This is a genomic window from Mycobacterium canetti CIPT 140010059 (assembly GCF_000253375.1).
In the GTDB taxonomy this organism is placed as follows: domain Bacteria; phylum Actinomycetota; class Actinomycetes; order Mycobacteriales; family Mycobacteriaceae; genus Mycobacterium; species Mycobacterium tuberculosis.
In genome coordinates, this window is the sequence record NC_015848.1 from 930606 (window position 1) to 943300 (window position 12695).

The window sequence follows — 12695 nt, forward strand, 5'->3', positions numbered from 1 at the left end:
TTACTGGCGAAGCAGCTCATCTTTCAGGCGACTGGTGATCATCTCCTGAAACACGACCTGGGCCGGACCGTACAGGTCCTGGAATGTCGACACTAAGGCGTCCCTGTTGTACTCGGGAATGGAGCCGCCACTGGGAGTCCAAAAGCTATCGATGTCCAGCAGGAAGAATGGTCCGGTTTGGGCGGGTGTTATTCGGCGCAGATGGTAATTGGGATCAAGCGCTTGGCCCATACCCGGGCCGTAGCGCACGATGAGCGATTTGCCTGGTTGTAGCTCACGGTAGACTGCGGCACCCTGCCACTCGGTCAGGACCAGGCCGCCGGGAGTGAAACGCTGCGGCCCGAGCAGCTGCTCGTCGATCCAGTTGCTCCACGTGATCCGGCCGTCGACACCCGCGGGGACGCGGATCTCCAGAACAAAGCGCAGACCGATACGCTCCAACCCAACGATTGACGAGACCTGCGCGCGAGCATCCACGACCCGCATCACAACGTCGGTAAAGGCCTCAAAGCTGCGGTAGGCGGTGGTCTCCACGACTATCGCCTGGTTCTTCAGTGAAGCGGCGGTGGTGTTATCGCGATTGACATAACGAACGAAACGATCCGCGACCGGGGTGGGGGCTCCACCGGGCGCCGTCATCCCCCAGCTGACGTCCTGCGCCTGGCGTTCGATCGGTAGATCATTGATAAGCAGGTGTTTGAGCTCCCGGTTCGCTGATTCGGTGAGCGAATCCGTTGTCGGGTGACGGATTTCCACCGTCACCAGGGCAACGGGTGCGTTGGGCTGGACCTCATCCTGATTTGTCTCGGGGAGCATAGACAGCAAGCATAGCCAGGTTGCTTTGCTCAGATCGCCGGACCGTGCATCGGGAGGGAATCGGCGATGCGCACGGCTTCGTGCCCCTGTTTGTGCCCCCACCAGGACTCGAACCTGGGACCTGCGGATTAAAAGTCCGTAGCTCTACCAACTGAGCTATAGGGGCGCGAAGACTCAGGATACTGCGTTGGCGTCGGCCGCTCGTTTGAGGAATAGGCTGGGGGTGACCTAAGCTGGCGTGGCTCCCAACGGTCACCACGTTGCGAGTGCCCCGGAGAGATTCGGTTCTGCCCCCTTCGTCTAGACGGCCTAGGACGCCGCCCTTTCAAGGCGGTAACGCGGGTTCGAATCCCGTAGGGGGTACCTGCGACGCGGTATCGCGGAGCACACAACACAGCAAGGCCCTGTGGCGCAGTTGGTTAGCGCGCCGCCCTGTCACGGCGGAGGTCGCGGGTTCGAGTCCCGTCAGGGTCGCCAGGACGGTGAGGCACATGCTGCCTTCCGGCCAGGTAGCTCAGTCGGTATGAGCGTCCGCCTGAAAAGCGGAAGGTCGGCGGTTCGATCCCGCCCCTGGCCACCATGGTCTACCTGGATAGGCACTGTGGCAGCACTGCTACGTAGCCGACCTCCCTGGGTCTGGGTGATTGGTCCCGGGCTGCGATGGTCGTGAGCACACGCCCGGATCACCGATGCCGTCCCGCCCCGGTAGGCCATCGCGGCGATGATCGAGATTGCCGGCCGGGTTGATCGCTGCGGATTCCACCCGGGTCGAACGGCGGGTCCATCTGCTCCTCGATCGCTCGTGAAAGACCTGATTGTTCAGCCATTTCCAGCATCACAGGCGCCAAACCCATTGGCCGACATCAAATTCCGCTCGTCAACCACCGCCGGCTCGGTGGTGAACGCATGCAGTGAATGGGTCAAAAGTGTGGTCTTGGACTGTAGAGAAATGCGACGTGAGCGCTGGTGTTGTCCCAGGCCAGAAGGCCCAGAAGACTTGTCGCGGTTCGCACGCCGATCGAGTCACCGGACCATCCATGGGCGATGCGCCGGAAAACCAGACGCGCGCAAGCCTCGAAGGCCTTGGCGTGGCGAAGGGCCGCCGGCTAGGGCAACCCTCGTATTCCCGGATGTTGGCGGCCCGACGGGATTACACTGCTTCCTGCTGATTCCTCCCTGCGATCGGTCGATCGCAGGATCGGTTGGCATCGAGGTCATGTCGCTGTGGGAGGAGATGTCGCGTGTCTTATGTGAGCGTGTTGCCCGCTACGCTGGCCACAGCGGCAACAGAGGTGGCCCGCATCGGCTCGGCGCTCAGTTTGGCTAGCGCGGTCGCGGCGGCCCAGACCAGCGCGGTGCAGGCCGCGGCCGCGGATGAGGTGTCGGCGGCGATCGCTGCGCTGTTTTCCGCCCACGGGCGGGATTTTCAGGCGCTCAGCGCGCGGGCGGCAGCGTTTCATCACGAGTTTGTGCAGGCCCTGGCCGCGGGTGCGGGGTCCTATGCGGTCGCCGAGATTGCCGCCGCATCGCCGTTGCAGAGCCTGATCGACGTGTTCAACGCGCCCATCCAGGCCGCCACCGGGCGCCCGCTGATCGGCAACGGCGCCAACGGCCAGCCGGGCACCGGGGCCCCGGGGGGGCCCGGCGGGTGGTTGATCGGCAACGGCGGGGCCGGCGGGTCCGGGGCGCCCGGCGCCATCGGTGGGGCCGGCGGGCCCGCGGGGTTGATCGGTGTCGGAGGTGCCGGCGGGGCCGGTGGAGACTCCGCGGTCGCGGGTGTCATCGGAGGGGCCGGTGGGGCAGGCGGGGCTGCCCTGCTGTTCGGTGCCGGTGGGGCCGGCGGGGCCGGGGGTTCCGGCGGTTCCGGCGCAGCTGGTGGGGCCGGTGGCGCCGGTGGGGCCGGCGGGCTGTTCGCCAGCGGCGGCAGCGGCGGGTTCGGCGGGTTCGCATCGACGGGCACCGGTGGGGCCGGCGGCACCGGTGGGGCTGGTGGGTTGTTCGCCAGCGGCGGGGTCGGCAGTACTGGCGGGGGAGCCGGGTCCGGCGGTACCGGTGGGGTTGGTGGGACGGGTGGGGCCGGAGGGCTGTTCGCTAGCGGCGGCGCTGGCGGGGCCGGCGGGTCCGGCGGTACCGGTGGGGCTGGTGGGACGGGTGGGGCCGGCGGGCTGTTCGGAGCCGGTGGCGCTGGCGGGCTCGGCGGGCAAGGCAACCACACCGGCGGGCACGGTGGGGCCGGTGGCAGCGCCGGCCTGCTCGCCCTTGGCGACGGCGGCGCTGGCGGGGCCGGCGGGGCCGCTACCACCGGAACCGGCGGGGCCGGCGGGGCGGGTGGCAAGGCCGGCCTGCTGTTCGGCTCCGGTGGGGCCGGTGGGTCCGGTGGGGCTGCCGGCACCTTCGGTGACACCGGTAACTCCGGCGGGGCCGGTGGGGCAGGTGGCAAGGCCGGCCTGCTGTTCGGCTCCGGTGGGGCCGGTGGGGCCGGCGGCGCTGGGGGCTTCGCCAACGGCTCTACCGGCGGTGCCGGCGGGGCCGGCGGCGGGGCCGGGCTGATCGGCAACGGCGGCAACGGTGGCAGCGGCGGCACGTCGGTTGCCACCGGGGGGGCCGGGAACGGCGGTGCCGGCGGCGCCGGCGGCGGGGCCGGGCTGATCGGCAACGGCGGCAACGGCGGCAGTGGCGGAATGGGCGATGCCCCGGGCGGCACCGGCGTCGGCGGCATCGGTGGGCTGTTGTTGGGTTTGGACGGCGCCAACGCCCCGGCCAGCACCAACCCGCTGCACACCGCGCAGCAGCAGGCGTTGGCCGCAGTCAACGCGCCCATCCAGGCCGTGACCGGGCGCCCGCTGATCGGCAACGGCGCCAACGGCGCCCCGGGCAGCGGGGCCCCCGGCGGGCACGGCGGGTGGTTGTTCGGCGGCGGAGGGACCGGCGGGTCCGGCGTCAGCGGCGGGGCGGGCGGAGATGGCGGGGCCGGCGGGATCTTGTTCGGCGCCGGCGGGGCCGGCGGCGCGGGCGGGGCCGTCACGGGAACCGGCGCCACCGGCGGGTCCGGTGGGGCCGGCGGTGGAGCCTTGCTGTTTGGGGCCGGTGGGGCCGGTGGAGCCGGCGGGTCCAGCGGGATTGGCGGGTTCGCCGCGGGCGGGGCCGGTGGGCCCGGAGGGGCCGGTGGGCTGTTCAACGGCGGCGGGGCCGGCGGGGCCGGCGGGTCCGGCGTCAGCGGCGGGGCTGGCGGGGAGGGCGGGGCCGGCGGGGCCGGTGGCCTGTTCGCCGGTGGCGGGATCGGCGGGGCCGGCGGATTCGGCGGATTCCGCGGCGGGGAGGGCGGGGCCGGCGGGGCCGGTGGCCTGTTCGCCGGTGGCGGGGCCGGCGGGGCCGGCGGATCGGGCAACAACGTCGGGGGGGCCGGCGGGGCCGGTGGGGTCGGTGGGCTGTTCGGGGCCGGCGGGGCCGGCGGATCCGGCGGCGGCGGTAGCGTTGCTGGCGACGGTGGGGCCGGCGGCAACGCGGGCTTGCTCGCCCCCGGTCTCGCCGGCGGTGCCGGCGGTGGCGGCGGGCAGGGTTTTGACACCGGCGGGGCCGGCGGGCCCGGCGGCGACGCCGGCCTGCTGGTCGGCTCCGGCGGGGTCGGAGGTGCCGGCGGATTCGGCCTCACTACGGGTGGGCCTGGGGCGGCCGGCGGCGACGCCGGCCTGCTGTTCGGCTCCGGCGGCGCTGGCGGGGCCGGCGGCTCCGGCCGAACCGACCTCGGCGGCGCTGGCGGGGCCGGCGGCAAGGCCGGGCTGATCGGCAACGGCGGTAACGGCGGGGCCGGCGGGGCCGGCGGGAACGGCGGCGGGGACGGCGGGCCCGGTGGAGCCGCCTTCGGGCTCGGTAACGGCGGCAACGGCGGCAACGGGGGGACCGGCACGTCCGCGGGCAGCCCCGGTGCCGGCGGCGCCGGTGGTTCGCTGATCGGCGCGGAGGGGCTGCCCGGGCTGCTGCCCTAGCCGGCCCGGTTGGACCACGTGATCGACGACCGTCACAAGTCGACACGCCGAACGTGCAACCACGGCGGCATCACCTGGCGTGTCGCCGCCACCAGCGCACGCTCGGCACGGAGTTTAGCAACTACTCATCCAGAAGCCGGCCACTACGGCCTGGCCACCTGGTTTACCCGCATGGACGCGATGACCGCACCGACCTGAGTCGGCATTGCAGGTTGCGAGTGCTCATCCGGTTATGGCAAGCCGTTCTGTCCCGGTGCGCCAAACACGCCGGCGTTGCCACCGGTACCGCCGGCTCCGCCGTTGACGCCGTTGCCGCCATTGCCGCCGTAGCCGAGGGTAGACGGGGCGAGCATGCCGTTGACAACTAGCGTCGTGTCGCCGCCGTTGCCGCCGGTGGCAGCCCCGACGCCGGTGCCGGCGTTGCCGCCGTTCCCGCCTAAGCCGACTAATCCGAGGGCCTCGCCGCCGTCGCCGCCGTCGCCGCCGTTACCGGTGGGGGCGGCGCCGCCGGCACCGCCGGCACCGGCCACGGAGATCCCAACCGATGTGGCCTTGCCGCCGGCGCCGCCGTCGCCGCCGGTGCCGGCGGTCCCGGGGGCGGCACCGCCGTCGCCGCCGGCACCGCCAATGCCCACGCCCAGGATCACGGGCATGCTCGACCCGCCACCGCCACCGGCCCCGCCGAAGCCGCCGTCCCCGGTGGCTGCGCCACCAACCCCGCCGGCGCCGCCGTGCAGCACGGAGAATCCAAGGAAGTTTGCGAGGCTAGCGCCGGCGCCGCCGAAGCCGCCGGCTCCGCCGGTGGCGCCGTCCCCGGTGGCGGCACCACCAGCCCCGGCGGCGCCGCCAAAGCCTAGGCCGAGGACAGCAATGCCCTCGAAGACGCCGTCACCGCCGGCTCCGCCGGTGGCGCCGCTAGTGCCGGTGCCGCCCTGCGCGCCCGCACCGCCGATGGCGATGGCGATCCCGAAGGGGCTGCTGGCGGTGCCCGTGCCACCCGGACCGCCGGGTCCGCCGACTCCCGTGGAAGCGTCGCCGCCGGCGGCTCCGGCGCCGCCCAGGGCAAAGATCAGGCCGCGGGCGCTGCCGCCAGCACCGCCGAACCCGCCGGTTCCGCTGGTGGCGTCCCCGCCGGCCGCGCCGGCCCCGCCGACGGCCGCGAGTGCGCCGGTAGCGCTGCCGCCGTTGCCGCCGTTGGCGCCGTTAACCCCGACTCCGGTGCCGGCGTTGCCGCCGTTGCCACCTGCGCCGACGAATCCGAAGCCGTCACCGCCGGCACCGCCGCTGCCGCCGGTACCAGCGGAAGCCCCGCCGCCGTGCCCACCGGCGCCGCCCACGCCGCCCAGCAGCCCGGTCCCGCTGCCTCCGGCGCCGCCGTTGCCGCCGGTGTCGGTGGCGGCTCCGCCAACCCCCCCGACGCCGCCGATGCCGGCGCCGATCAATCCGAGGGCATCGCCGCCGGTCCCGCCATGGCCGCCGCTACCAGCCGAAGCGGCGCCGCCGGGACCGCCGGCGCCGCCGGCGCCGCCCAGCAGCCCGACGCCCAATCCGCCGGCGCCGCCGATGCCGCCGGTCTCGGTGGCGGCCCCGCCAGCCCCGCCGGCGCCGCCGACGCCCACGCCCAGAGCCGCGAAGCCGCCGGCACCAACGCCACCGGTCCCGCCGGTGCCGCCGGCACCGGTCGCAGCCCCACCAAGCCCGCCGGCCCCGCCGTAGGCCGCGCCGAACCCGATGAAGTCGGGGGCAACAGCGAAGCCGCCAGTGCCGCCGGCCCCGCCGGTCCCAGTGGTAGCTGCGCCACCATTGCCGCCAGCACCGCCCCAGCTCAAGTCGAGCGCGAAAACGGTGCCCGAGGAACCGCCGGCACCGCCGGCGCCGCCGGCACCGCCGTTAGTACCTGCGCCGCCGTGCCCGCCGGCACCGCCGATGCCGATGTCGATCCCGAAGGGGCTGGCGGCGCCACCAGAGCCACCGGCACCGCCGGCACCGCCGCTTCCCATGGCCGAGTCGCCGCCCTGACCGCCGGACCCGCCCAGGCCAAGGAACAGCCCCAATGCGTTGCTGCCGGCGCCGCCGGCACCGCCGGTTCCAGTGGTAGCGGCCCCGCCGGCGCCACCGGCGCCACCGATGGCTACCAGTGCGCCGCCGGCTCCACCGGCGCCGCCGACCCCGCCGTTCCCGACTCCGCTGGCGGCCCCGCCAGCTCCGCCGTTGCCGCCAATGCCGAACATCAGCGCGTTGCCACCCGCCCCACCGGACCCGCCGCCGGACCCGCCGGCCCCGCCAGCTCCGCCGCTACCCCACAGCCACCCGCCGGTGCCGCCTTTGCCACCCGAGGCGCCGGTGCCTCCGGCCCCACCGGTCCCGCCATGGCCCAGCAGCCCGGCGGCACCCCCGGCACCCCCGGTCTGCCCCGGAGCACCCGAACCGCCGTTGCCGCCGTTGCCCAACAACCAGCCTCCAGGCCCACCGGCCTCCCCGGTCCCCGGGGCGCCGTTGGTGCCGTTGCCGATAAAAGGTCGGCCCGACAACGCGGCGGCGGGTGCATTGATGGCGCCTAGCACGCCCTGCTCGAGGGTCTGCAACGGCGACGCGTTGGCCGCTTCGGCGGCCGCATAGGCGCCCATAGCCCCGGCCAGTGCCTGCACAAACCGGGCATGAAACGCCGCCGCCTGCGCGCTTATCGCCTGATACTGCTGACCGTGGCTGGAAAACAACGCCGCGATGGCCGCCGACACCTCATCGCCAGCAGCGGCCAACAGCCCGCTTGTCGGGACGGCGGCCGCCGCATTGGCAGCGGTCAGGGACGCACCGATGCCTGCAAGATCCTCCGTGGCCATCGCCACCAAGTCCGGCGCTGCAATCACGAAAGACATCCGACACCTCCCAGCTGGCCGGTGTGATCTGACTGTCGCCCATCGTTACGATACGCGCATATAGCGCCTACCGGGAGACGAAGTTGACACTCGTCAACATCCGATGGCCGCCGGAGATCCGGCACGGCTCGGCGGTCGTTTGGGCGGGCGTTGGCCCCGCACGTTCGACAGATTCGACAAGTTCGTGCGCCTCGCGCAACGAGACAACCGGCGACGCCGCCTAAGGTCAAGGGCGGCGTGCGTTAGCACTTCCGTCACTCTTGTCAATTAGCCGCAGCAAACGCCAGTCGCCCGTACGATGGCGGCAACGGCGTCGGCGGAGCGGTTTCCCGCTTGGCCAACGCCGAAGTCCCAGCATGACCGATCGCGGACGCCAGTCCGCAGAAGCCGGCTTATCGACGATGAGGCCAAAGAGCTCAACCCGTCAGCGGACATGTGGCGCGCGCTGGCCAGTGTGGCGATCAGTCGTGTGTTGCTCCACTGCTGCCAAGTCGGCCGTCATCGTCTGCTGTGCGGCCATCGCGACCACGGCATGCTCGTTTCAAGCCACATCGACCCAGCCGAGCACCGCACCCCCGACATCGCGGGTCGATTCGTTGATCGTCAGCATCGAAGACGTACGGCGCATCGCCAACTACGAGGAGCTCGCCGCACATTTTCAGACCGACTTGCGTGAACCGCCGGAGGCGGACACGAACGTTCCGGGCCCCTGTCGTGTGGTGGGCAGCAGTGATCGCACCTTCGGAACCGACTGGTCAGAGTTCCGTAGCGCGGGTTACCACGGCGTTACCGACGACCTCAGACCGGGCGGGCCGGTCATGGTCGAGACGGTTAGCCAGGCGATAGCGCTGTACCCGGACCCGAGTACGGCGCGCGGTGTGTTCCATCGGCTCGAGTCGTCGCTGGCAGAATGTGCTGGCTTGCATGACCCCTACTTCGATTTCATCCTCGACAGGCCGGACGCCTCCACCGTGAGGATCGGCGCTGCGGGTTGGAGTCATGTGTATCGCCTGAAATCGTCGGTATTCATATCCGTTGGCGTGTTGGGTATTGAACCGGCAGAGCCGATCGCCAACGTCATCTTGCAGACGATCAGCGATCGCATCCAGTAGTTAGCCGAGGACTGGAAAGCAGCAGCGGCGGCGACGAGCGCAGCGTGTTGAGGGCTGTTGACGCCACGACGCCCACCGTTGCGAAGAAGAAAGCGAGAAGCGTCGCTTCGGCACCGACTGCTGTCACCGCAACCGAGCTGTAACTACGGGGATCTATTGGATGCGAGGCGTAATCAAGCAGCGTGGCGATGGGTCTGGTGTCCACCGCAAAGGAGAAGACATGCCATATGGGGGAAAGCTTGACCCACGAGAGCGCTGTCCCGAACAACTCGGTGCCTGTCAGAAGGATCAGCGCACTGGCCGCTATCCAGGCCGTCAGGCGTGCCGGGGATATCACGACGCCGAATGTCTTTCGTTGGTTATCCCAGACTGTCGAGCGACGTTGTTTTTGCACTGAACGTCGAATCTTCTGAGACTGCCGCCGCTTTCGCCGGCGCCAAGTCTCGGGCTTACTTAACCAGGCGAGCCGCCACCGTACGACAGTCGCAGTCGCTAAGACTTGCTGCTGCATCCAACTCGTGGCGGCCTTCATTGATCCCGACTACCACCCTGCCTAACCAATTCTGTATGACGCGCCGTTTGAGAACGTACATTTGTGATTGCGGTTCGCATTTAGGAGCCCGGCGTGAGCTGGTCGAGTAACGCCTCGACCAGCGGGCGCCGCGAAGCTGTGGTGGTGGGCCAGCCCGGTCGACCCACGGCGAAGTGCTGGGCCAGCAGGTCGTGGTCGGCCTGTGTGGCGCGCGTCGCCAGCACGGCGGCCTCCGGTGCGCTGACACTGGCGCGCATGTCGTGGCCGAGCAGCGCGGCAGCGGCGGTGCGTAGGTCGAAGTCGTGACGGCGTAGCGCCCACTGGTCTGGTTTGGCGTAAAGCCGGTCGAGGTCGCCGGCGTACCAGTGCACCACCAAGGCCAGATCTGGGCCGTCTTTGTAGTCGTGGTCCGCGGACCGATCGAGCCATGCGTGCAGTTTGAGGACCGCATAGTTCGGCGGTTGGGGAAGGTGGACTGTCAGGCCGCCAGGGAGAGGCAGAACATCGGCACGCAGGTAGGCGTCGGTGCATCCGTGGACGTTCATGAGCTGGTTGCCTGGGGGATGGCGGGTTGTGCCGGTGGGCGACTCCACCTCGCCGAACGGGAGGGCATCGACGGCGCGGTCGGCGATCAGGAATCGGTGCCCGGTGCTGCCCAGGGCGCGGAAGGTGGCCCGAATTGCCTCGAAGTGGTCCCAATTGTTCAGGGTCCCTGCGATATCGGTGTCGTTGGTGGCCCGCGGCGGCACCCCGCGGCAGAAGCGCCAGTGCAGTAGATCGCGGCACTGTGCCCCGACGAGCATCAGCTGTTCAGCCGGCACGACGTCGGCAAGTGCTGTGACGATCGGTGTCACCCAGGCCAGGAGGACCGGGTCATAATCGGGCGAGTCGCTCATCCTGCCTTCTCATGAGGTGGGCGACTTCGACCTGGCGCGGCTCGCGCGAGGCAAGGAGGTCGGCATAGATCAAGGCCGTGGGAGCCAACCCCGGTTGCTCGTCAGGTAGGTTGCGCCAGAATAGCTTTCGGATCACGATGCTGCCGTGTGGGTCGCGGTGCCAGCGGTTGTGTATAAGCAGGTCGGCGGGTAGCCCGGGCGCTGGGGTGTCGACGTAGAGCATCAGTGATTCGGGATTGCGGATTTCGTCGGGCAGGGCCTGTTCCCCGCTGACCGCCACTGCGAGTCCGTCGGGTGCGGACCACGTGTGGATATCACCACTGGCGACCAGGAGTTTGTTGGCCCGGCCCAGACCCCCCGGATAGGCAGCCGCCCACAGGTCCAGCAGCTCATCGGTGCGCACCAGCCTGCGGCGGGAGCCGAGGTGTTCGAAGAAGCCGGTAGTGCGCAACGTATCCATCGTCTCCTTGGCCATACCGACCGAGACGCCGGCGCTCGCGGCGATCGCACGCAGCGGCGCGTCGACCAGTTGCGGTGCGTCAAGCAGTACGCAGACAACCTGCGCGCGCTTGGGGGTAAACGGGTTACGCGGTCCATCGCTGTGCAGTCCGTCACCGAGGGTGCCCGGTTGTGCGGACACAGCTGACCGTCGGCCGCGCACGTCGATGAGCAGTCCACCCTGGTGCCGCAAATAAGCGTTCCCAGCTCCGTCGATGTACCAGAGTCCGCGAGCCCGCAGCGTTTCAGCGCTCGACGGATGCAGACGCGGGCCCACCACAAGCAGCGGCGAACCAGCGCCGGCGGTATCCCAGGCCTGCAGTGCTGCCGTTGCCGACAGGTGAGGAAGGTAGAGGGCAGTGATCGTGAGGGGGTGAGCGTCGATCTCAAGGTCTAGTGATTCGGGATGCGCGGAGTTCAATGCTGATAGGCCACCGAGCACCCGCACTCCGTATTCGGTGAGGTGACGCTCGACGGCCTCAGCGAGGTCAGCCCCGATCTGATCCATGCGTTCAGTATATCCGCACGTTCAGTTTTATTGAACATAATGATTTATTGAACATATCAGGTCGGAGCTGGTCGACTTGGAAGGTGTAGCGGTATCCGAGTCGCACTCACTGCCTCCTGCCATGACTCACCCCAAGGGTGCAGGTTGTGCGGCAGTCTGATGAGTTGCCGCAGCATCGTTGCCGCGGCCTCCTCGTTGGCTGTCTGAAACCTCGTCTGCAGTCGAGGGGTGGTCAGCACGCGCCGGGCCAGACGGACTGGTCTACTGCGCCAAAGCTTGTCGCTGCGCTTGGAGGTCAGGCCGAGCAGGCGCGAGGAACGACGAACCCAACAAGCCATGGTGGTTGGCGCCGTCGAGAGGTCGGCGGTCGCCACAACGGGAAGATCGCCTTGAGCGCCGCTCGACCGCCGCCTCGAGTTGGGTCATAACGAAGTAGCTGATGCCGATCATGTCGACGTTTCCGTCGCATCAGCGTTGCAGCGGCGACCCACTCGACGAGGTCTCGGTGCCGCCGCGGCCAGGGCACCAGCAGTGACGAGTCCAGGCGCCGTCGGGCCAAGCAGTCGCGGTGCCAGCCGTGTTGGGTCGGGCGATGGTTGGGTGTGCTCATTTCGGGAACGCCAGGGCGATCAGCGTCGGCAAACTCGCGTCGATGTGCCCGCGGCGCAACAATCCGCGACAATGATCGGGTGCGTCTGATCGGGCGGCTCCGTCTGCTCATGGTGGGGCTGGTCGTCATCTGCGGGCCTTGCGCATGTGACCGCGTGTCGGCCGGCCGTTGGTCCGAGTCGCCGAGTGCGACCTCGTGGCCCGTCCGGCCGGTAAACACCACCACGCCGTCCGGTCCTGTGCCGCCAGTCAGCGAGGCGGCGCGGGCAGCCGGGTTGGTCGATGTTCGCGGTGTTGTTCCCGATGCCGCCATCGACCTGCGCTACGCGACGGCGAACAATTTCACCGGCACACAGCTATACCCGCCCGGGGCAAGATGCCTGGTGCACGAGTCCATGGCCGAGGGTCTCGCGGCCGCCGCGGCGGTGCTGCGCCCACACGGGCAGGTGCTGGTCTTCTGGGACTGCTATCGGCCCCACGACGTTCAGGTCAGGATGTTCGATGTGGTCCCCAACCCGGCCTGGGTGGCGCGGCCGGGCAAGTACGCGCGTAGCCATGAGGCGGGGCGTTCGGTCGATGTGACGTTTGCCAGCGCTCAGCGGCAGTGCCCATCAGTGCGGCGATCCGGCGAATTGTGCCTGGCCGACATGGGCACCGACTTCGACGACTTTTCTTCGCGGGCGACAGCGTTTGCAACGCAGGGCGTCAGTGCTGAGGCCCAGGCCAACCGTGCCCACCTGCGAGCCGCCATGCAGGCCGGGGGGTTGACGGTGTACTCCGGTGAGTGGTGGCATTTCGACGGCCCCGGCGCCGGCGTCGATCGCCCGATTCTCGAAGTGCCAGTTGACTGACGTCTCATATA

9 protein-coding genes and 4 tRNA genes are annotated in these 12695 nt (G+C 70.1%); 7 read left to right on the top strand and 6 right to left on the bottom strand.

All coding sequences use genetic code 11. From position 1 onward, the window contains the following. Positions 1–816: a TIGR04255 family protein gene (locus tag MCAN_RS04335; protein ID WP_003404352.1), complete on the bottom strand. Its 816-nt coding sequence runs from the start codon at positions 814–816 to the stop codon at positions 1–3. Between the two features lie 93 nt (positions 817–909). Continuing rightward, a tRNA-Lys gene (locus tag MCAN_RS04340) sits at positions 910–982 on the bottom strand. Between the two features lie 123 nt (positions 983–1105). Here MCAN_RS04340 and MCAN_RS04345 point away from each other — a divergent pair. From MCAN_RS04345 to MCAN_RS23925, 5 genes are all read left to right on the top strand, one after another. Then, positions 1106–1179, top strand: a tRNA-Glu gene (locus tag MCAN_RS04345). Between the two features lie 37 nt (positions 1180–1216). Continuing rightward, positions 1217–1293, top strand: a tRNA-Asp gene (locus MCAN_RS04350). 26 nt (positions 1294–1319) lie between these two features. Beyond that, a tRNA-Phe gene (locus tag MCAN_RS04355) sits at positions 1320–1396 on the top strand. Positions 1397–2057: 661 nt separating this feature from the next. Next, on the top strand, positions 2058–4802 hold the full coding sequence (locus MCAN_RS04360) for a PE family protein PE_PGRS12, long form (protein ID WP_014000452.1): 2745 nt from the start codon (positions 2058–2060) through the stop codon (positions 4800–4802). Between the two features lie 18 nt (positions 4803–4820). Beyond that, positions 4821–5000, top strand: a complete 180-nt coding sequence (locus MCAN_RS23925) for a hypothetical protein (protein ID WP_003404355.1) — start codon at positions 4821–4823, stop codon at positions 4998–5000. A 32-nt stretch (positions 5001–5032) separates the two neighbouring features. Here the strand turns inward: MCAN_RS23925 and MCAN_RS04370 are convergent, their stop codons facing one another. Beyond that, entirely contained in the window at positions 5033–7678 is a 2646-nt protein-coding gene (locus MCAN_RS04370) for a PE family protein (RefSeq protein WP_014000453.1), read from the bottom strand. Between the two features lie 467 nt (positions 7679–8145). On the opposite strand from MCAN_RS04370, the gene MCAN_RS04375 reads away from it, so the two are divergent. Further along, entirely contained in the window at positions 8146–8790 is a 645-nt protein-coding gene (locus tag MCAN_RS04375) for a sensor domain-containing protein (protein ID WP_003404362.1), read from the top strand. Here MCAN_RS04375 and MCAN_RS21060 read toward each other — a convergent pair. From MCAN_RS21060 to MCAN_RS04385, 3 genes are all read right to left on the bottom strand, one after another. Continuing rightward, on the bottom strand, positions 8771–9184 hold the full coding sequence (locus MCAN_RS21060) for a hypothetical protein (RefSeq protein ID WP_003913158.1): 414 nt from the start codon (positions 9182–9184) through the stop codon (positions 8771–8773). The two genes, MCAN_RS04375 and MCAN_RS21060, sit on opposite strands and share 20 nt — an antisense overlap. Before the next feature lie 218 nt (positions 9185–9402). Beyond that, a complete protein-coding gene (locus tag MCAN_RS04380; RefSeq protein ID WP_003404365.1) occupies positions 9403–10218 on the bottom strand; it encodes a hypothetical protein in 816 nt (271 codons plus the stop codon). Beyond that, the gene (locus MCAN_RS04385; protein WP_003404368.1) at positions 10196–11224 is read right to left on the bottom strand and encodes a type IV toxin-antitoxin system AbiEi family antitoxin; all 1029 of its coding nucleotides are present in this window, start codon (positions 11222–11224) and stop codon (positions 10196–10198) included. Before MCAN_RS04385 ends, MCAN_RS04380 begins: the two co-directional genes overlap by 23 nt. A 689-nt stretch (positions 11225–11913) precedes the next feature. Here MCAN_RS04385 and MCAN_RS04390 point away from each other — a divergent pair. Next, the gene (locus MCAN_RS04390) at positions 11914–12684 is read left to right on the top strand and encodes a M15 family metallopeptidase (protein WP_014000454.1); all 771 of its coding nucleotides are present in this window, start codon (positions 11914–11916) and stop codon (positions 12682–12684) included. Positions 12685–12695 lie beyond the last annotated feature (11 nt).